The following is an 18,648-nucleotide window of genomic DNA, read 5'->3' as shown; positions in this document are numbered from 1 at the left end:
GCGTCCTTTTGGTCCCCACTATTTCTCCGCCTGAATCGCCATATCGTTATTCACTAACGGTATTTAAAATTAAGTTCTTATATCTATAAAGTCGACTCCCTGCGTACCTGCCGACCAATCGGCGCGCCGCACGAAATGAACCCACACGGGACCTCCGTGAGTTTCTGATCGACGCGCGCGCCACCGGGCGTGCTCTGCGTGGGAGTGATTTATGTCCGTACTGTCCCCAAGTGCCGCGCCCATCGCCGCACAAGCTTTTGATATCCGCCCGTTCAGCGGCGCCGTCGGTGCCGAGATCGTCGGCCTGGACCTGGCCCAGCCGGTCAACGACCAGGATTTCGCCCGTATCCACCGCGCGCACCTGGATCATCACGTCGTGGTGTTCCGCGACCAGCGCATCAGCCCCGAACAACAGATCGCCTTCAGCCGCCGTTTCGGCGTGCTGCAGATCCACGTGCTCAAGCAGTTCCTGCTGGCCGGGCACCCGGAAATCCTCATCGTTTCCAACATCATCGAGAACGGCCAGTCCATCGGCCTGGGGGACGCCGGCAAGTTCTGGCATTCCGATCTCTCCTACAAGGAGCTGCCGAGCCTGGGCTCGATGCTGCATGCCCAGGAGCTGCCGTCCGAGGGCGGCGACACGCTGTTCGCCGACATGCACAAAGCCTGGGACAGCCTGCCCGCAGCGCTGCGCAAGGCGGTCGCAGGCCGCTCTGCCGCGCACTCCTACACCGCGCGCTACAGCGAGACCAAGTTCGAGGGCAACTGGCGCCCGACCCTGACCCCGGAGCAACTGGCCCAGGTCCAGGAAGTGGTGCACCCGGTCGTTCGTACCCACCCGGAAAACGGCCGCAAGGCGCTGTTCGTCAGCGAAGGCTTCACCACCCGCATCGTCGGCCTGCCGGAAGACGAAAGCCGCCAGCTGCTGGCCGAGCTGTACGCCCACAGCGTGCTGCCGGAAAACATCTACCGCCACCAATGGCAGCCCCATGACCTGGTGTTCTGGGACAACCGCTCGCTGATCCACCTGGCCGCCGGCTGCCCCAGCCACCTGCGCCGCAAGCTGTACCGCACCACCATCCAGGGCGACGCCCCTTACTGATCGGCCACCCACGGCAGGAGAAACACCATGTCCCAACCTACTCAACGCCTCCCGCGCCTGGGCAAACTGGCGGCCGCCATCGGCCTGGGCTTCAGCCTGCTGGCCGCTAGCTTGGTCGCGCCGACGGCGGCCCATGCCGAAGGCGAGATCCGCATCGCCGAACAGTTCGGCATCGTCTATCTGCTGCTCAACGTGGTGCGCGACCAGAACCTGATCGAGAAGCACGGCAAGGAAGAGGGCATCGACATCAAGGTCGACTGGACCCAGCTGTCCGGCGGCGCGGCGGTCAACGACGCCTTGCTCTCCGGCTCCATCGACATCGCCGGGGCCGGCGTCGGCCCGCTGCTGACCATCTGGGACCGCACCCACGGCAAGCAGAACGTCAAGGCCGTGGCGTCGCTGGGCAACTTCCCTTACTACCTGGTGAGCAACAATCCCAAGGTCAAGACCATCGCCGACTTCACCGAGAAGGACCGCATCGCGGTGCCGGCGGTGGGGGTTTCCGTGCAGTCGCGCTTCCTGCAGTACGCGGCGGCCAAGCAGTGGGGCGACAAGGAATTCAATCGCCTGGACAAGTACACCATCGCCGTTCCACACCCGGACGCCACGGCGGCGCTGATCGCCGGCGGCACCGAGCTGACCGGGCACTTCTCCAACCCGCCGTTCCAGGACCAGGCGCTGGCCAACCCGAATGTGCACGTGGTGCTCAACACCTACGACCTGCTGGGCCCGAACTCGCCGACCGTGCTGTTCGCCACCGAGAAATTCCGTACCGAGAACCCGAAAACCTACAAGGCCTTCGTCGAGGCGCTGGCCGAGGCCGCCGACTTCGCCCAGAAGGACAAGGGTGCGGCGGCGGATACCTACATCCGCGTGACCAAGGCCAAGATCGACCGCGAGGCCTTGCTGAAGATCATCGACAACCCGCAGTTCGAGTTCACCGTCACCCCGAAAAACACCTACCCGCTGGCTGAATTCCTCTACCGCGTGGGTGCGATCAAGAACAAGCCGCAATCGTGGAAGGACTACTTCTTCCAGGACACCACGCCGCTGCAAGGGAGCTGATCGCCATGAACGCCCCCTTGCAAGGCCACACGGCCAGCAACCCGACCGCGGCGGTGCAGGCGCTGCTGGCGGTCGACCAGGTCAGCCTGGAATACCGCACCCCGCAGCGCGTGGTGCGGGCCACCCACCAGGTCAGTTTCGCAATCGATCCCGCCGACCGCTTCGTCCTGCTCGGGCCCTCGGGCTGCGGCAAGTCGACCCTGCTCAAGGCGGTCGCCGGCTTCATCCAGCCCTGTGAGGGCGAGATTCGCCTGCAAGGACAGCGAGTCAGCCAGCCGGGGCCGGACCGGATCGTGGTGTTCCAGGAGTTCGACCAGCTGCCGCCGTGGAAAACCGTCAAACAGAACGTGATGTTCCCGTTGCTGGCGTCGAACAGCCTCAACCGCCGCGAGGCCGAGGAGCGCGCGCTGCACTACCTGGACAAGGTCGGCCTGGCGGCGTTTGCCGACGCCTACCCGCACACCCTGTCCGGCGGCATGAAGGCGCGGGTGGCCATCGCCCGGGCCCTGGCGATGCAGCCGAAGATCCTGCTGATGGACGAACCCTTCGCGGCCCTCGACGCCCTGACCCGGCGCAAGATGCAGGAGGAATTGCTGCTGCTCTGGGAAGAGGTGCGCTTCACCCTGCTGTTCGTCACCCATTCCATCGAGGAAGCGCTGGTGGTGGGCAATCGCATCCTGCTGCTGTCGCCCCATCCGGGGCGGGTGCGGGCGGAAATCCACAGCCATCAGTACGACCTGCAAAGCCTCGGCGGCGTGGCGTTCCAGCAGACGGCGCGGCGCATCCACCGGCTGCTGTTCGACGAAGGCCAGTCGCCGGAAACCGAGCGCGAGCTGGATTTCACCGATATCCGTATCGCTTATTGAGCCTTTAAGAGGAACGCCCGATGAGCCATTCATCACCTGTTCGCCAGGAATACGAAGTTGCCCTCGAACCCTTGCTGGCGGTGCCGCTGGAGCGTGAATTGCCGCTGGGCCAGCGCCTGTGGCAGCAAGGCTGGCTGCGCAAGAGCCTGATCCTGATCGTGCTGGCGCTGCTCTGGGAGGCCGTGGCCCGCTACCAGAACAACGACCTGCTGCTGCCGAGCTTTTTGCAGACCGCCAGCGCGCTGTACGACGGCCTGCTCAGCGGCGAGCTGCTGGGCAAGGTCGGCATCTCCCTGGTCGTGCTGCTCAAGGGCTACCTGATCGGCATCGTCCTGGCCTTTGCCCTGACCACCCTGGCGGTGTCGACCCAGGTGGGCCGCGACTTGCTGAGCACCCTGACCTCGATGTTCAACCCGTTGCCGGCCATCGCCCTGCTGCCGCTGGCCCTGCTGTGGTTCGGCCTGGGGGAGAACAGCCTGATCTTCGTGCTGGTGCATTCGGTGCTCTGGGCCCTGGCCCTGAACACCTACGCCGGCTTTCTCGGGGTTTCCGAAACCCTGCGCATGGCCGGGCGCAACTACGGGCTCAAGGGCATGCGCTTCGTACTGTTCATCCTGATCCCGGCGGCGCTGCCGTCGATCCTCGCCGGCCTGAAAATCGGCTGGGCCTTCGCCTGGCGCACCCTGATCGCCGCCGAACTGGTGTTCGGCGCCACCAGCGGCAAGGGCGGCCTGGGCTGGTACATCTTCCAGAACCGCAACGAGCTGTACACCGACAAAGTCTTCGCCGGCCTGGCGGTGGTGATCCTGATCGGCCTGCTGGTGGAAAACCTGGTGTTCGACACCCTGGAGCGAGTCACCGTGAAACGCTGGGGCATGCAACGCTGAACCCGTAGCACCCGTAGCACCCGTAGCACCCGTAGCCGCTGCCGAGCCCGCGAGGCTGCGATCGGCCCCGCAGGGGCCGCAAAACCTGACGGCTCATTCTGCCTGGCACACCGAATGCGCCGGTCTGGCGAGGACTTCGTCCTCGATCGCAGCCTGCGGCAGCGGCTACACAGAGCGGTGTCCATGGTTGAATTGCCCTCCACGATCCCGTAGCCGCTGCCGAGCCCGCGAGGCTGCGATCGGCCCCGCAGGGGCCGCAAAACCTGACGGCTCATTCTGCCTGGCACACCGCATGCGCCGGTCTGGCGAGGACTTCGTCCTCGATCGCAGCCTGCGGCAGCGGCTACAGAGTGGTGTCCCTGACTGAAATGACCCTGCTAGCATTGCGCCTGACTCATTCCCGATCAGCCACGAGTGCTCAGCATGCAACTCCCGGACATGAACCTTCTGGTCGCCCTCGACGCCCTGCTCGACGAGGGCAGCGTGGTCGGCGCGGCGCGGCGCATGAACCTCAGCCCGGCGGCCATGAGCCGGACCCTCACGCGGATCCGCGAGGCGCTGGGCGACCCGATCCTGGTGCGCGCCGGCCGTGGCCTGGTGCCCACACCCAAGGCCCTGGAACTGCGCGGCCAGGTGCGCGACCTGGTGGAGCAGGCGGCGCTGGTGTTCCGCTCCGGCGATCAGGTCGACCTCAGCACCCTGCGCCGGCGCTTCAACGTGCGCGCCAACGACTTCTTCGTCGGCGTCTATGGTGGCCGCCTGATCGACACCCTGGAGCGCCAGGCGCCCCATTGCGAACTGCGTTTCGTCCCCGAAGGCGATGGCGACGACGAGGCCCTGCGCGAAGGACGGATCGACCTGCGCATCAGCAATACCCGGCCGCTGACCCCGGAAGTGAAGGTGCAGAACCTGTTTTCCACCACCTTTGTCGGCCTGGTGCGCGAGCATCATCCGTTGCTCGACGAGGAGATCACCGCCGAGCGTTTTGCCGCCTTCCCGCACATCAGCATGTCCCGGCGCGGCATCGCCCGTGGGCCGATCGACGCGGCGCTCGGCGACCTGGGGCTGGAGCGCCGGGTGCCGCTGATCGCGCCGAGCTTCCATGCCGCGATGTTCATGCTGCCGGATTCCGACCTGATCCTGCCGGTGCCCAAGGAAACCCTGCTCAGCGTGTCGCGCCTGGGCCTGCACCTGCGTTCCTTCGCCTTGCCGATTCCCCTGCCGACCCTGGTGCTGACCCAGGCCTGGCACCCGCGCTACGACAAGGACCCGGCGCACAAATGGTTCCGCGAGACCCTGCGCGCTTCCTGCAACGAAACCTGGCGCACCGCCCAGCCCTGAAAACACCCAATATCCCGTAGGAGCGAGGCTTGCCCGCGATAGGCACGCCACGGTTAACCTGCTGCACCGCGTTATCGTTCATCGCGGGCAAGCCTCGCTCCTACAGGGTTACAGAGCACCACAACCCCTGTAGCCGCTGCCGAGCAACGCGAGGCTGCGAACTAGGTGGGCGAGATTCCGACTTAGTCCTCGCCTGGCAGCGCCCGCGATTGGCCGGTTGGATCAGGTCGCCTGGTTTTGCGACGGCTGCGCCGCCGATCGCAGCTTCGCGTTGCTCGGCAGAGGCTACATGTCATCCAATCGTTGCGCGTGGTGCACTTATAAACTGTCGATAAGTCAGTTTTCGTCAGCTGTCGGGCTTTTTAAACTGCTTCGGTATTTCCATCGGAGTCGTTCCCTTCATGAGTTCCCTCGCCGTGGCTGTGCCGGCACCCGTTGAAGGGGCCAGCAAACCGGCAGCTGCCAGCCCCGCGGTCTTCGGCCCGCGAATCATCATCGGCCTGCTCGGCGTATTGCTGGCGGTGCTGGTGTCGGGCCTCAACGAGATGGTGACCAAGATCGCCCTGGCCGATATCCGTGGCGCCCTGGCCATCGGCTACGACGAAGGCACCTGGCTGGTGGCCAGCTATACCGCCACGTCGGTGGCGGCTATGGCCTTCGCGCCCTGGTGCTCGGTGACCTTCTCGCTGCGGCGTTTCACCCTCTGCGCCATCGCCCTGTTCACCCTGCTGGGCGTGCTCTGTCCGTTCGCCCCGAACTACCACAGCCTGTTGCTGCTGCGCACCGTGCAGGGGCTGGCCGGCGGCGCGCTGCCGCCGATGCTGATGACCGTGGCCCTGCGGTTCCTGCCGGCCAACGTCAAGCTCTACGGCCTGGCCGGCTATGCCCTGACCGCCACCTTCGGCCCGAGCCTGGGCACGCCGCTGGCCGCCCTGTGGACCGAATACGTCGGCTGGCAGTGGGCGTTCTGGCAGGTGGTGGCGCCGTGCTTGCTGGCGATGCTCGCGGTGGCCTACGGCCTGCCCCAGGACCCGCTGCGCCTGGAGCGTCTCAAGGCCTTCAACTGGCGCGGCCTGCTGCTGGGGTTTCCGGCGATCTGCATGCTGGTGATCGGCATCCTGCAGGGCAACCGCCTGGACTGGTTCGGCTCGCCGCTGATCTGCCTGCTGCTGGGCGGCGGCGGGTTGTTGCTGGTGCTGTTCCTGATCAACGAATGGTCGCAGCCGATCCCGTTCTTCAAGTTGCAGATGCTCGGCATCCGCAACCTGTCGTTCGCCCTGCTGACCCTGGCCGGGGTGCTGGTGGTGCTGACCGCGGTGATCATCATTCCGTCCAGCTTCCTGGCCCAGGTCCAGGGCTACCGGCCGTTGCAGACCGCCCCGGTGATGCTGGTGATGGCCCTGCCGCAGTTGATCGCGCTGCCGCTGGTGGCGGCCCTGTGCAACCTGCGCTGGGTCGATTGCCGCTGGGTGCTGGGCATTGGCCTGACGATGCTGGTGCTGTCGTGCCTGGGTGGCACGCAACTGACCTCGGCGTGGATCCGCGACGATTTCTACGTGCTGCAACTGCTGCAGATCTTCGGCCAGCCGATGGCGGTGCTGCCGCTGCTGATGCTCTCCACCGGCAGTATCCAGCCGATCGAGGGGCCGTTCGCTTCCGCCTGGTTCAACACTGTGAAGGGCCTGGCGGCGGTGATCGCCACCGGCGTGCTGGATGCCCTGACCACCCACCGCCTGCACTTTCACTCGACCATGCTGGTGGACAGCCTCGGCAACTCGCCGCTGAGCGCCATCGACGCCAGCAACCTCGCCCAGCGCCTGCACCGCCAGGCCGTGGTGCTGACCTCCGCCGACCTCTACTACGTCATGGCTGGCGTGGCGGCGGCCCTGATCCTGCTGATTTTCTGGCTGCCGACGCGGATCTATCCGCCACGTGCGCCGACTTGAACGTTCACTGAGACAGAAGGTTTTTATGACGATCCACATCAAACACAAAATCGCCGTCAGCGTGGCGGCGGTCGCGGTCCTGGGCGTGCTGGTGTATCTGGTCACCGGCAAGGCCACCGAGCAGACCACCAACGACGCCTTCGTGAGCGCCGACTACACCCTGGTGGCCCCGCGCGTGGCGGGTTTCATCAAGGAAGTGCTGGTGGAAGACAACCAGCGGGTCAAGGCCGGCCAGTTGCTGGCGCTGATCGACGATCGCGACCTGCGTGCCGCAGCACAGGCGGCGGACGCCGAAACCCTGGTGGCCAAGGCGCAACTGCAGAACGCCCGCGCCACCCTCGACCGGCAAAGCTCGGTGATCGCCCAGGCCCAGGCCTCGGTGGTGGCCGCGCGGGCGGAAATGGCCTTCGCCGAGCATGAACTGAACCGCTACAACCACCTGGCCGGGGTCGGCGCCGGCACGGTGCAGAATGCCCAGCAGGCCAGGACCCGCATCGACCAGGCCAGCGCGCGGCTGGCCACGGCCACCGCGGCGCTGGCGGCGGAACGCAAACAGGTGGAGATCCTCACCGCCCAGCGCGACGCGGCCGAGGGCGGGCTGAAGCGCGCCCAGGCGGCCCTGGAAATGGCCAGCTACGAGCTGTCCTACACGCGCATCGTCGCGCCGGTGGACGGCATGGTCGGCGAGCGCGCGGTGCGGGTCGGCGCCTATGTCACGCCGGGCAGCAAGATCCTCGCCGTGGTGCCGCTGGAGCAGGCCTATGTGGTGGCCAACTTCCAGGAAACCCAGCTGGCCCGCATGCACCCCGGGCAGCCGGTCGCGGTGCGGGTCGACAGCCTGGACGGCGAAACCCTGCGCGGCCGGGTCGAGAGCCTGGCGCCGGCCACCGGGGTGACCTTCGCCGCGGTCAAGCCGGACAACGCCACCGGCAACTTCACCAAGGTGGTGCAGCGCATTCCGGTGAAGATCCTGCTGGAACCCGGCCAGCCCATGGCCGAGCGCCTGCGGGTCGGGATGTCGGTGGAAGCGAGCGTCGATACCCTGGGCAAGGCCAGTTCCGTGCGTGAGGTGGCGAAGCGATGAGTCGTCTGCTCCAGCCGGTATTTGCCCTGGGCCTGTTGTCCCTGGCCGCCTGCACTGTCGGCCCGGACTTCCAGCGCCCAGCAGGGCCGCGGGTCGAGGCCTGGGCCAGCCCGCAAAAGGCCGCGCCGAGCCAGGTGGTGACCAGCCCCCTGGACGAGCGTTGGTGGGATGTCTTCAACGATCCGCAGCTGTCGGCCCTGAGCCGGCGCGTGCTGACCGACAACCTCGATCTGCAACTGGCCACCAGCCGCCTGCAACAGAGCCGCGCGGCGCGCCAGGTGATCACCGCCGAGCGTTATCCGACCAGCAGCGCCAGCGGCGGCTACGCGCGCAAACGCAACAGCGGCGAAGGCCTGAACGACCCGTCGGGCCACGAAGGCAAGTCCGCCTTCAACCTGTGGGACGCCGGCTTCTCGGCGTCCTGGGAGCTGGACTTCTGGGGCCGCGTGCGGCGCGAAACCGAGGCCGCCGACGCGACCCTGGAAGTCGCGGAAAACGATCGGCGCGGGGTGCTGCTGTCGGTGCTGGCCGAGACCGCCCAGGACTACATCCAGCTGCGCGGCGTGCAGAGCACCCGCGCGGTGACCGAGCAGAACCTCGACGTCGCCCGCCACAGCCTCAAGCTCTCGCAACTGCGCCTGGCCGACGGCGTGGCCACCGACCTGGACGTCGCCGAAGCCGCCGCGCAGGTGGCGACCATCGAGTCGCAACTGCCGGCCTTGCAGCAGCGCCAGGCGCAACTGATCAATGCCCTGAGCCTGCTGATGGGCGAGCCGCCCCAGGCCCTGCACGCGGAACTGGCGGCGGATGCGCCGGTGCCGCAAACCCCGAGCCAGGTCGCCATCGGTCTGCCGTCGCAACTGGCCGAACGCCGCCCGGATATCCGCCAGGCCGAAGCCCGCCTGCATGCCGCCACCGCCAGCATCGGCGTGGCCAAGGGCGACTTTTATCCGCGCATCACCCTGTCGGGCAACTTCGGCTCCCAGGCCATGCAGCTGTCGGACTTCGGCTCCTGGGGCTCGCGCCAGTTCGGTATCGGCCCGCAGTTCAGCCTGCCGCTGTTCGATGGCGGCCGCCTGCGCGGCATGCTGCACTTGCGCGAAGCCCAGCAGCAGGAAGCGGCCGTCGCCTACCAGCAGACCGTGCTGCGCGCCTGGCATGAAATCGACGACCAGCTGACCCGCTACAACAGCAGCCAGCTGCGCCGCGACAGCCTCGCCGAAGCGGTACGGCAGAACCAGATCGCCCTGCGCACCGCGCAACAGCAATACGTCGAAGGCGTGGTGGACTTCGTCAACGTCCTCACCGTCCAGGGCGCCCTGCTCGCCACCCAGGAACAACTGGTGGAAAGCTCGACCGGCGTTTCCCTGGCCATGGTCGGCCTGTACAAGGCGCTGGGTGGTGGCTGGGAGTCGGTGTATCCGTTGGCTAGCGCGGATTCTGCAAAAACACCACATACCCCCTGAACCACGGGCTGTCTTTCAGGTAGTCCGGTTCCTGCCATTCGCCGCCCTGGATCAGGCCCACCTTGAATGGCAGGCCCATGCGGTCGAGGCGGGGCAGGTAGGCGGCGTAGTTGGGAATGCTGTGGCGGCCCTGGTAGGTTTGCACCACCACTTCGTCGATGATGCCCTTGAGGCCGGCGATGGCCTCGGGGTTGGCGTTGCTGCTCCAGTCCATCAGGCCGGTGATGCTCAGGCGGTACTGCGCGGGCAGGCGCTGGCGCAGGTCGCGCAGGAAGCTGGTGTATTCGTCGAGGTAGCGGGTGCGGGCGTCGAAATCGATCTGGATGCCGACCACCGGGTTGCCGGCCTGCTGCCAGCGCTGCACCTGGCCCAGCAGCTGGCGGTAGACCGGCTCCGGCCAGTGCAGGGTGTGCGCACGGTAGACCACCCAGACCTCGCCCTGGCGCAGGCGCGGAATGGCCATGCCCTGGGCGATGAAGTGCACGTTGCCGCTCGGGTCGCGACGCGAGCGGCTGATCTGCCCTTGCAGGATGTACAGGGTCTTGGCCTGGTTCAGCACCGGCTGCGGAGCGACGCCGCTCCACAGCCAGAAGGCCTGGTGGTCGCGGGCGTCGACCGCTGCCTGGGCACTGCCGGTCAGCAACAGCCAGACCGGCAGCAGGCATTTCCAGAAACCGCTCATGCTTACCAGTAGTACTGCAGCGACTTGCCCCACTGGGTGTCGGCGAAGGTGCCTTTGAGCTGGCGGAACCAGGCCTTGCGTACTGCCGGTTCGACGTCCTTGCCGCCACAGCTGTTGTAGCCCGAGGGCGCGTAGCAGTTGATGGCGCGGTACAGGGCGTAGGCGCGGTCGTCGCGCGGCGCCTTGCTGTTGGCGATCACCTGTTTGTAGCCGTCGAGGCGGGAGAACAGCTCGCCCTTGAAGGCCGATTCCGTACCGCCCAGGGATTGCTTGTCGGGCTGGCTGTCCAGCGGCATGCCGTCCAGGCCGTTGCGCAGGATGAACTCACCGAAGCAGTTCAGGCCTTGCGGGTTTTTCCCATCCGTCTCCAGGGCCGCCGCGGTTTGCGCGATGCTCGGGCAGGTGTAGCCGGACTCGGCCTTGTCGCCGCTCCACTGGAACAGCTTGAGCGACTGGCCGTCGCTGTAGACGTAACCCAGGCTGTAGCCGAGCTTGTCTTCAGGGGCGCTGGCCGGCAGTTGCTTGAGGTCGCTGGCGAAGGCCGCGTACTGGCTGCGCAGCAGGTCCTTGTAGAGCAGCACGAACTGCGCGGTGTTGCGCTCTACCGGGTCGGCGGCCTGGCTGATCTGTTGGCGCAGCAACGCGGCATCGGCCACGTTGCGCAGCAGGGTGAAACGCACCTGCGGGCTTTTGATCGGCGAGTCGGCGGCGAACACCTTGGTCAGTTGCTGGTTGCGTTCGTAGTTCATCGCCAGGGCCAGCTCCAGCTGTTCCCGTTGCAGCGGTTGCTTGGCCAGGGGCAGCAGTTGCAGCCACAGGGCCTGGGCGCCCGGGCCGTCGTTCTGCGCTTCCAGGGCCAGGCCGCGCAGGGTCTGCTGGCTGAAGGAGAGGTAGTCGAGGTTGGCGGGCAGCTCGCCGGGCAGCAGTTTCAGCGCGGCGTCCGGGTTGTTGTCGACATACAGGGCGAAGGCCGCCAGCAGGTAGTCGTGCAACGCCGGTTGTGCGGCGAAGACCGCCTTCTGTTGCTGCAAGGCCTCGCGGGTCAGCCGGCCTTCGGCGTGCTCGCGCATCCACATCAGGTCGTTGACCGCCAGCAACAGCGGGGTGCTGACCGGGTTGCGGTTGACCATCAGCAGCTTGGTGTCGACTTCTTCCACCAGATCGTTCAGCGACAGGTTGCGCTGCTCGTCCTTGGCCTGGGTCATTTGCCAGGCGTAGTCGGCGGCCAGCTTGTCCGGATTGCCGTCCAGCCAGTGCACCCGGCGCAGCAGGCCCTTGGCCGAAGCGGAGTAGGCGCCCTGTGGATAAGTTTGCAGGTAGCTGTCGAAGCCGGCTTCGGCCTGTTGCAGCGTGGACTTATCCACATGCTCGAGCGCGGGCATGCCGTATTCGTCGAAAGCGTTTTGCTGGGCGCTGTTGAGGGCCGTGCGGGCGTTCATGTACAGCGCGGTTTCTTTCAGCCAGGTATTCGGGCTGTCCTTGAGCGTGGCGAAAGCCGCGCCGGCCTCGCTGAAGCGGCCACTGTAGAAGTCGCCGGCGGCCTGTAGATAAGTGGCGAAACCCTTGCCCAGCGGGGTCTGCAGATTGGTTGGCAACAGGCTGGCCAGTTGTGGGCTTTCCCAGCTGCAGGCGGCGAGCAGCTTGACCCGGCTTTGCGCCAGCGCCTGGCGCTCGCTGTCTGGCAGGTCGGCAGCAATCAGTTGGTCGACAAACACCTGGGCGCTGGCGTCCGAGTTGCTGCGGCAGCGGCTGCCTTCGCCGGACAGAAACGCATCGCCGGCCGCCTGAGGCGCTTCGCGCACCACCTGCAAGGCTTCCAGGCGGCCGTTGAGGTCAGTGTCGGCGCTGGCTGCCGGTGCATCCGCCGCTTCGGGGCCGGGCGCCGGGTTCAGGCGAGACACCGAAAACGGCACCGGCCCATACCCTTCGGCCAGGTCGTCGGCGTCCAGCGCTTTCGGCGCCAGGGGCAAGGCACCGCTGTCGGCCAGCAACAGGCGCAGGTTCACCCGGCTGTCGTTGCCCGGGTTGAGAAACGGCAGGCTGCTGCAGCCTTCGAGGTTTTTTTTGAGCAGGGTCCAGCGCGGGTAACAGGAATCGTCGGAGCTGGCCTGGGCCTGATTGCAGAGGAGGGCGCCGAGCGCCAGTGTCAAAGACGACAAAAGACCGATACGCATGAATTGTCCTTAATCCGAAACTATGGGAGCCGAAGGTCCAAGTGTGGCGCAAATCATACAGAAGGCATTCGCGGGCATCTAAAATACCCACACGACCCGATATACGCCGCGCCGGACAAGGCATCTATGCTGTCAGGCGGGCATTCGATGCCGTTGTCGGGATCGATAAAGATAGTGGCCATTTGCTTGACGCTTGTGCTTGCTGTCTTAGACTCCGCCCATCCGTCAGGGAGTTACGGTTATGCGGCGATTTCATGGATTGGGATTGGGATTCGGATTGACCTGCCTGGTGTGCGTGGCCCAGGCGCAAACACCTGCACCAGACGATCCACTGCTCAATGACAGTGCTGCCGGCGCCGCCGTGGCGAGCGGCAGCGAAGCGCGAGGCGTGCTGCGGGCCAAGGATCAGGCGGTATTGGCCGGCGAACTGTCCGGGCGCATCGTCGAGTTGCCCTACAGCGAAGGCGAGTCCTTCAAGAAAGGCGATGTGCTGGCCCGCTTCGATTGCTCGGCCTACCAGGCCCAGCTCAATGCCGCTCAGGCCGCCAGCCGCGGCGCCAACGAAGAGCTGGCGCACAACCGCCAACTGGCTTCGCTCAACTCGGTCGGCCGCTTCGAAGTGGCGCGGGCCGCGGCCAAGGTCTCCGAGACCCAGGCGCAATCCCAGGTCTATCAGGTGCAGGTCAAGCGTTGCAGCGTGGTCGCACCGTTCGACGGGCAGGTGGTGGAACGCAAGGTGCAACGCTACGAAAGCGTGACGGCCGGCTCGCCCTTGCTGGAAATCGTCGACAACCGTTCCCTGGAAATCCACCTGCTGGTGCCGTCGAGCTGGATGGGCAAGCTCAAGGCCGGGCAGACCTTCAGCTTCGTCCCCGATGAAACCGGCAAGCCGCTGGCTGCTACGGTCAAGCGCCTCGGCGCGCGGATCGACGAGGGCAGCCAGACGCTGCTGCTGGTGGCGGCCGTGCCCAACGCCGAGGGCCTGTTGGCGGGCATGAGCGGCACGGCGCGGTTCGCGGAGCTCAAATGAACGCACCGGTAGCGGGCGCCGCCGAGCAGGTCTTCGCTCGGTTCCTTGACCTGGAGCGTCAGACCCGTGCCGCGCGTACCGTCGAGCAACTGGCCTACAGCCTGGTCAACGACGGCCAGGCGCTGTTCGGCTTTCGCCACGCAGCGCTGGTGATCGCCGGCAAGGTCCGCGCGGTGACCGGCGTCAGCGCGCTCGACCCGAATGCGCCCTTCGTGGCCTTCGTCGAACAGGCGGTGACCCAGCTGTTCAAGCTCGAACTCGTGCAGCAGGCGCGGGTGATCGCGGCCGAGCAATTGAGTGCCCCGGTGCGGGCCGACTGGCAGAGCCTGTCGGCGGCCGAGGTGTTCTGGTTGCCGCTGATCGATCGCCAGGGCGCAGTCTTTGGCGGCCTGTGGCTGGCCCGCGACACGCCGTGGAACCCTTCCGAACAGGTGTTGCTGGCGCAACTGGGGGACACCTACAGCCACGCCTGGCTGGCGCTGCAGCCGCGCAAACCGTGGCGCCTGCGCTGGAATCGCAAGCGTCGGCTGGCGCTGCTGGCGGTGGTGTTGCTGGGCCTGCTGATTCCGGTCCGGCAATCGGTGCTGGCGCCGGCCGAAGTGGTGCCGTTGGGCGGGCGTGTGGTGGCGGCGCCGCTGGACGGGGTGATCGCCGAGTTCCTGGTCAAGCCCAACCAGACGGTGAAAACCGGCGACCTGCTGCTGCGTTTCGAAAACACCACCCTCAACGCCCAGGCCGATGTCGCCGCCCGCGCCTTGGGCGTGGCCGAGGCGGAATTGAAGGCCAATTCCCAGCGGGCCTTTGCCGATGCCGAATCCAGCTCGAAGATCGACCTGCTGGCGGCGCGGGTCGAACAGAAACGCGCCGAACGCGATTACGCCCGCGAGTTGCTCAAGCGCAGCGAAGTGCGCGCCGAACGCGACGGCATCGCGGTGTTCGCCGACGCCGAGCGCTGGACCGGCAAACCGGTGCAGACCGGCGAGCGGCTGATGGAAATTGCCGACCCGAGCCAGGCCGAATTACGCATCGAACTGGCCGTGGGCGACGCCATTGCCCTGGAGCCCGGCGCGCAGGTGGCGCTGTTTCTCGACAGCGACCCGTTGCAGCGCCATCTGGCCAGCCTCGAACGGGCGGCCTACGAGGCGCAGCCGACGCCGGGCGGGCAACTGGCTTACCGCCTCGATGCGCGTTTTCGCGAGGCGCCACCGCGGATTGGCCTGCGCGGCACGGCCAAGCTCTTTGGCGAGCGCGCGCCGCTGGCGCTGTACCTGCTGCGTCGGCCCCTGGCCGGTCTGCGGCAGAGCGTGGGGTTGTAATGGACCTGCCGGGTCTGCGCGCGGACTTGCAGCTGTCGGCAGCGGCGCCGGCGCTGGACGGTTCGCCGCGCTGGACCCTGGCCGACCCGGTGCGCGGTCGTTATTTCAAGCTCGGCGCGGCGGCGATGCGTTTGCTCAGGCACTGGTCCCTGGGGGACGCCGGGCAGGTGCTGCGCGCCGCCAATCGTGAGCCGGGGCTGCCCCTGGGCGGCGCGGAACTGGATGAATTGCTGGGCTTTTTGCGCAGTCACGACCTGATCACCGCCCTCGATCCGCAACAGCGCGCCAGCTATGACCTCAAGGCCGCCGCCCAGCACCAGAGCCTCTGGCAGGTGCTGCTGCACCAATACCTGTTCTTTCGTATCCCGCTGTGGCGCCCGGACGCCTTTCTCAATCGTGCCTGGCCGTGGCTGGCGCGGTTCGGGCCGGGGCTGTTGCGCTACGGCTTGCCGCTGACCCTGGGGCTGGGCGTGTTCCTGGTATCGCGGGACTGGCAGCGCTTCCTGGCGACCTTCCCCCACCTGTTCAGCCTCGGTGGTGCCCTGGCGTTCGGCGTGGCGCTGTTTTTCGCCAAGCTGTGCCATGAGTTCGGCCACGCCTTCATGGCCAAGCGTGCCGGCTGCCGGGTGCAGAGCATGGGGGTGGCGTTCATGGTGCTGCTGCCGATGTTCTACACCGACGTCAGCGATGCCTGGCGAGTCAACGATCGTCGCGCGCGCTTGCTGATCGGCGCCGGCGGCGTGCTGGCCGAGCTGCTGCTGGCCAGCATCGCCCTGCTGGCCTGGTCACTGCTGCCGGACGGCCCGGCACGCACCGCGGCCTTCATGCTCGCCAGCGCGACCTGGATCACCACCCTGGTGATCAACCTGAACCCCTTCATGCGTTTCGATGGCTATTTTCTGCTCAGCGATTTCTGGGAGGTGGACAACCTCCAGGGGCGGGCCTTCGCCCTCTGTCGCTGGCGCCTGCGCGAGGCTTTGTTCGGCTACCGGCAGCCCGCACCGGAGCCCTGGTCGCCGGCCATGCAGCGGCGCCTGCTGTGGTGGGGTTATGGCTCGTGGCTGTGGCGCGCGGTGCTGTTTTTCGGGATTGCGCTGGCGGTGTACCACCTGTTTTTCAAGCTGCTGGGCATCTTCCTGATGCTGGTCGAGTTGGTGTGGTTCATCTTTTTGCCCATCGTGCGCGAGTGGCGCGAATGGTGGACACGCCGCGAACAGGCCGATGCGCCGCGAGTATTGCTCAGCAGCCTGGGGCTGGTGGCGGCGCTGTTGCTGGTGGCGGTGCCCTGGCGCAGCTCGGTGGAGGTGCCGGCGATGCTCGAGGCCGGACGCGCCAGCGCCTTGCATGCGCCGGTGGCGGCGCGGGTCCGGCAGCTCAATGTCAGCGACGGCCAGGCGGTGAGCAAGGGCCAGGTGCTGGTGGAACTCGAGTCCCCGGACCTGGCGTCGCGCCAGGCCATCGCGCGGCGGGAAATCGAGATCCAGCAACTGCAGATGCGCCGCCGTGCCGGGCGCAGCGAGACCGCGGCCGACGCCGGGGTTGTCGAGCAGCAACTGGCTGAGGCCGTGGCCGAGTACCGCGGCCTGTCGGCGCAACGCGAGCGCCTGCTGCTGCGCGCGCCCGAAGGCGGCCAGTTGCGCGACCTGCTGCCGCAACTGCAGGTGGGCCGCTGGGTATCGCCCAAGGATCCGCTGGCCCGGGTGGTCGAGCCGGGGGCGCGCTTGCGCGGCTTCCTTGCCGAGGCCGACCTGTGGCGCGTCGCGCCGGGGGCCACGGGGCGCTTTATCGCCGACGACCCGATGCACCCGGCGCTCGAGGTGCAACTGACCGAAGTCGACACCAACGGCGTGGCTTATATCGACCAGGAGGCACTGACTTCCGATCACCATGGGCCGATTGCCGTGCGCCGCGATGAAAACCGCCGCGCCGAACCGGTCCAGGCGCAGTACGGCGCGCGGCTCAAGGTGCTCGACGCCAGCGTCACCCCGAGCCAGCCATTGCGCGGCGTGGTGGTGTTGCAGGGGCGTGGCGAGTCGCTGCTGGGCACGGCCTGGCGGCGCCTGGCGGCGCTCGGCGTGAGGGAAAGCGGGTTCTGAGACAAGGAATGTTCAGGGAGAACGCATATGTTGCATAAGGATTCAGCCATGTCCGATGGCCTGGTGGTACGTCCGTCGCGGCCCACTGACGGACCGTTCCTGCAAAGTCTTTACCGTTCGGCGCGCAGCGATCTGCAATGGATCGATGGCGAGCAGGAGCAGATCGAGCAGGTGATCGCCCAGCAGTTCCAGGTCCAGGAGCAGGGCGCGGGGGAGAACTTCCCCGGCGCCATGCACTACGTGATCGAAAAACTCGGCAGCGCCATCGGTGCCTTGACCACCGATTTCGGCCCCAATGAAATCCGCGTGCTGTACCTGGCGTTCATTCCGGCCGCCCGCGGTCGCGGCTACGGGCGCACCGTGCTGCGGGGCGTGCAGAAGGCCGCCGAACAGGTGCGCTGCCCGGTGGCCACGGTGGTCTGGGCCAGCAACCCCCATGCGCGCCGGCATTACCTGGCGCTGGGGTTTCAGGTCGAGGAAGCCAACCCGGCGGCCGAGCGGCTGGTGTGGTATCCCGGCCCGCGCGGCTGAGCGGCGCAACCCGGCGGATTCGAGCCAGTGCCTGGGGCAATGCCGCCAGGCACGCCCGGTTCAGTTGAAGGCGATATAGAAATAGCCCAGCATCGGATCGCGGCCCAGGGCAGGCACCCGCGACACGAACATGTCTTGCAGATGGCCGACGCCGGGCAGTTCCAGGTCGCACAGGCCGTCGACGAACTCTGTCGGCTCCAGGCTGTTGAGCTCGACGCAGAAGGGCATGCGCGCACTGTTCGGCATGCGGGCCTGGGGGGTGTCCTTGATGGACTCGATATGGACCAGCAAGACGCTGCCGTCCGGTAGCAACAGATTGCAGGTTTGCCCCAGCAAGGGCTGGAAATGCTCACTTTGCAGCAGATGCAGCATGGCGCCACTCCTGGCTGGAAAAAGGGCCGGGGGAATGTCCCCCGGCGCGAACGTCAATTGCGCGATGGGAACAGGCCGTTCAGGGCCACGCTGAAGTTGATCACCAGGAACGGATTCATCACCGGCAGCGGCAACCCGTTGCCGGCGGGCGAGATGGTGCCGGTGATCGTGGTGTTGACCCCCTGGAGCGGCACGGGCGTGGTGCCTTGCTTGTCGGAGTAGATGGTGGCGGTGCCCGGCCCGCCGCCGGAGGTGCCGATGAACGAGTTGGTGGCCGTGGGGGTACTGGCCGGGTTGCTGGCGGGGTTGGCCAGTTGCAGCGTGGTGGCGGCGTTCAGGCCGGCGAGGGTATGGGTGTGGGCAGGCAGGTTGTTGAGGGTGGGGGTGACGTTTTCGGTGCCGGAAACTTCGCCGATCACCCGGGGCGTCAGGCCCAGCCCGTTGCCCTGGCCGATGGGCAGGCGCCCTTGCAGGTTCGGCAACTGGAAGTTGGTGGTGCCGTTGCCGCCGTAGTAGGTGCCCAGCAGCGAAAACAGCGCCTGGTACTGCGAGATCCCCAGGGTCTGGCCGTAACACGAGGCCCAGCCGTTGGGAGGGAAGTTAAAGGAAAAAGCTTGAATGGTGCCCATGAACACTTCCATAGTTTTTCATCCTTCAGGTTAATCAGTGGAACTCCCTGAGCCGATCCCT

Annotated in this window: 16 protein-coding genes; 12 read left to right on the top strand and 4 right to left on the bottom strand. The window is 66.7% G+C overall.

The window, feature by feature from the left end; all coding sequences use genetic code 11:
• Window positions 1-211 precede the first annotated feature (211 nt).
• From NRG23_RS18455 to NRG23_RS18420, 8 genes are all read left to right on the top strand, one after another.
• Window positions 212-1,102 (top strand): TauD/TfdA family dioxygenase, encoded by an 891-nt coding sequence (locus NRG23_RS18455; RefSeq protein WP_053267964.1) that lies wholly within the window; start codon window positions 212-214, stop codon window positions 1,100-1,102.
• Window positions 1,103-1,129: 27 nt separating this feature from the next.
• Entirely contained in the window at window positions 1,130-2,167 is a 1,038-nt protein-coding gene (locus tag NRG23_RS18450; RefSeq protein WP_009046329.1) for an ABC transporter substrate-binding protein, read from the top strand.
• 5 nt (window positions 2,168-2,172) lie between these two features.
• The gene (locus NRG23_RS18445; protein WP_101281612.1) at window positions 2,173-3,033 is read left to right on the top strand and encodes an ABC transporter ATP-binding protein; all 861 of its coding nucleotides are present in this window, start codon (window positions 2,173-2,175) and stop codon (window positions 3,031-3,033) included.
• A 20-nt stretch (window positions 3,034-3,053) separates the two neighbouring features.
• A complete protein-coding gene (locus tag NRG23_RS18440; RefSeq protein WP_025808568.1) occupies window positions 3,054-3,920 on the top strand; it encodes an ABC transporter permease in 867 nt (288 codons plus the stop codon).
• Window positions 3,921-4,343: 423 nt separating this feature from the next.
• Window positions 4,344-5,261: a LysR family transcriptional regulator gene (locus NRG23_RS18435; RefSeq protein WP_038583194.1), complete on the top strand. Its 918-nt coding sequence runs from the start codon at window positions 4,344-4,346 to the stop codon at window positions 5,259-5,261.
• Between the two features lie 401 nt (window positions 5,262-5,662).
• Complete coding sequence (locus NRG23_RS18430) at window positions 5,663-7,207, top strand: MFS transporter (RefSeq protein ID WP_257371583.1); 1,545 nt, start codon at window positions 5,663-5,665, stop codon at window positions 7,205-7,207.
• A 25-nt stretch (window positions 7,208-7,232) separates the two neighbouring features.
• Window positions 7,233-8,291, top strand: a complete 1,059-nt coding sequence (locus tag NRG23_RS18425; RefSeq protein ID WP_009046334.1) for an HlyD family secretion protein — start codon at window positions 7,233-7,235, stop codon at window positions 8,289-8,291.
• Window positions 8,288-9,757 carry an efflux transporter outer membrane subunit gene (locus tag NRG23_RS18420; protein ID WP_124339426.1) on the top strand — a complete coding sequence of 490 codons (1,470 nt, stop codon included), beginning with the start codon at window positions 8,288-8,290 and terminating at the stop codon, window positions 9,755-9,757. The genes NRG23_RS18425 and NRG23_RS18420 overlap by 4 nt, the downstream gene beginning before the upstream one ends.
• On the opposite strand, the gene NRG23_RS18415 is transcribed toward NRG23_RS18420, so the two are convergent.
• Complete coding sequence (locus NRG23_RS18415; RefSeq protein ID WP_101281614.1) at window positions 9,720-10,439, bottom strand: DUF3142 domain-containing protein; 720 nt, start codon at window positions 10,437-10,439, stop codon at window positions 9,720-9,722. The genes NRG23_RS18420 and NRG23_RS18415 overlap by 38 nt on opposite strands.
• A gap of 2 nt (window positions 10,440-10,441) precedes the next feature.
• Window positions 10,442-12,613 carry an outer membrane assembly lipoprotein YfiO gene (locus NRG23_RS18410; protein WP_257371578.1) on the bottom strand — a complete coding sequence of 724 codons (2,172 nt, stop codon included), beginning with the start codon at window positions 12,611-12,613 and terminating at the stop codon, window positions 10,442-10,444.
• A 241-nt stretch (window positions 12,614-12,854) separates the two neighbouring features.
• On the opposite strand from NRG23_RS18410, the gene NRG23_RS18405 reads away from it, so the two are divergent.
• Genes NRG23_RS18405 through NRG23_RS18390 form a run of 4 tightly spaced genes read left to right on the top strand, consistent with a single transcriptional unit; the run spans window position 12,855 to window position 17,586 of the window.
• Window positions 12,855-13,643 carry an efflux RND transporter periplasmic adaptor subunit gene (locus tag NRG23_RS18405; RefSeq protein ID WP_009046338.1) on the top strand — a complete coding sequence of 263 codons (789 nt, stop codon included), beginning with the start codon at window positions 12,855-12,857 and terminating at the stop codon, window positions 13,641-13,643.
• Window positions 13,640-14,959, top strand: a complete 1,320-nt coding sequence (locus tag NRG23_RS18400) for an efflux RND transporter periplasmic adaptor subunit (RefSeq protein ID WP_053267971.1) — start codon at window positions 13,640-13,642, stop codon at window positions 14,957-14,959. Before NRG23_RS18405 ends, NRG23_RS18400 begins: the two co-directional genes overlap by 4 nt.
• Window positions 14,959-17,055 (top strand): biotin/lipoyl-binding protein, encoded by a 2,097-nt coding sequence (locus tag NRG23_RS18395; protein ID WP_124344782.1) that lies wholly within the window; start codon window positions 14,959-14,961, stop codon window positions 17,053-17,055. The genes NRG23_RS18400 and NRG23_RS18395 overlap by 1 nt, the downstream gene beginning before the upstream one ends.
• A 27-nt stretch (window positions 17,056-17,082) precedes the next feature.
• Window positions 17,083-17,586 (top strand): GNAT family N-acetyltransferase, encoded by a 504-nt coding sequence (locus NRG23_RS18390; protein WP_009046341.1) that lies wholly within the window; start codon window positions 17,083-17,085, stop codon window positions 17,584-17,586.
• Window positions 17,587-17,646: 60 nt separating this feature from the next.
• Here NRG23_RS18390 and NRG23_RS18385 read toward each other — a convergent pair whose 3' ends face one another.
• Window positions 17,647-17,958 (bottom strand): hypothetical protein, encoded by a 312-nt coding sequence (locus NRG23_RS18385; protein ID WP_257371575.1) that lies wholly within the window; start codon window positions 17,956-17,958, stop codon window positions 17,647-17,649.
• 53 nt (window positions 17,959-18,011) lie between these two features.
• Window positions 18,012-18,599 (bottom strand): phage tail protein, encoded by a 588-nt coding sequence (locus NRG23_RS18380; RefSeq protein ID WP_009046343.1) that lies wholly within the window; start codon window positions 18,597-18,599, stop codon window positions 18,012-18,014.
• Between the last annotated feature and the right edge of the window lie 49 nt (window positions 18,600-18,648).

Origin of the sequence: Pseudomonas sp. T8 (assembly GCF_024610635.1) — a bacterium.
Taxonomy (GTDB): domain Bacteria; phylum Pseudomonadota; class Gammaproteobacteria; order Pseudomonadales; family Pseudomonadaceae; genus Aquipseudomonas; species Aquipseudomonas chlororaphis_I.
The sequence above is the reverse complement of the archived record's forward strand: the minus strand, read 5'-3'. Positions and strand labels throughout refer to the sequence as shown.

Coding starts and splice junctions, on each gene's coding strand:
- NRG23_RS18385 (WP_257371575.1), bottom strand. CDS start 17,958: ATGCTGCATCTGCTGCAAAGTGAGCATTTCCAGCCCTTGCTGGGGCAA.
- NRG23_RS18410 (WP_257371578.1), bottom strand. CDS start 12,613: ATGCGTATCGGTCTTTTGTCGTCTTTGACACTGGCGCTCGGCGCCCTC.
- NRG23_RS18395 (WP_124344782.1), top strand. CDS start 14,959: ATGGACCTGCCGGGTCTGCGCGCGGACTTGCAGCTGTCGGCAGCGGCG.
- NRG23_RS18380 (WP_009046343.1), bottom strand. CDS start 18,599: ATGGAAGTGTTCATGGGCACCATTCAAGCTTTTTCCTTTAACTTCCCT.
- NRG23_RS18450 (WP_009046329.1), top strand. CDS start 1,130: ATGTCCCAACCTACTCAACGCCTCCCGCGCCTGGGCAAACTGGCGGCC.
- NRG23_RS18440 (WP_025808568.1), top strand. CDS start 3,054: ATGAGCCATTCATCACCTGTTCGCCAGGAATACGAAGTTGCCCTCGAA.
- NRG23_RS18435 (WP_038583194.1), top strand. CDS start 4,344: ATGCAACTCCCGGACATGAACCTTCTGGTCGCCCTCGACGCCCTGCTC.
- NRG23_RS18425 (WP_009046334.1), top strand. CDS start 7,233: ATGACGATCCACATCAAACACAAAATCGCCGTCAGCGTGGCGGCGGTC.
- NRG23_RS18430 (WP_257371583.1), top strand. CDS start 5,663: ATGAGTTCCCTCGCCGTGGCTGTGCCGGCACCCGTTGAAGGGGCCAGC.
- NRG23_RS18445 (WP_101281612.1), top strand. CDS start 2,173: ATGAACGCCCCCTTGCAAGGCCACACGGCCAGCAACCCGACCGCGGCG.
- NRG23_RS18400 (WP_053267971.1), top strand. CDS start 13,640: ATGAACGCACCGGTAGCGGGCGCCGCCGAGCAGGTCTTCGCTCGGTTC.
- NRG23_RS18455 (WP_053267964.1), top strand. CDS start 212: ATGTCCGTACTGTCCCCAAGTGCCGCGCCCATCGCCGCACAAGCTTTT.
- NRG23_RS18415 (WP_101281614.1), bottom strand. CDS start 10,439: ATGAGCGGTTTCTGGAAATGCCTGCTGCCGGTCTGGCTGTTGCTGACC.
- NRG23_RS18390 (WP_009046341.1), top strand. CDS start 17,083: ATGTTGCATAAGGATTCAGCCATGTCCGATGGCCTGGTGGTACGTCCG.
- NRG23_RS18420 (WP_124339426.1), top strand. CDS start 8,288: ATGAGTCGTCTGCTCCAGCCGGTATTTGCCCTGGGCCTGTTGTCCCTG.
- NRG23_RS18405 (WP_009046338.1), top strand. CDS start 12,855: ATGCGGCGATTTCATGGATTGGGATTGGGATTCGGATTGACCTGCCTG.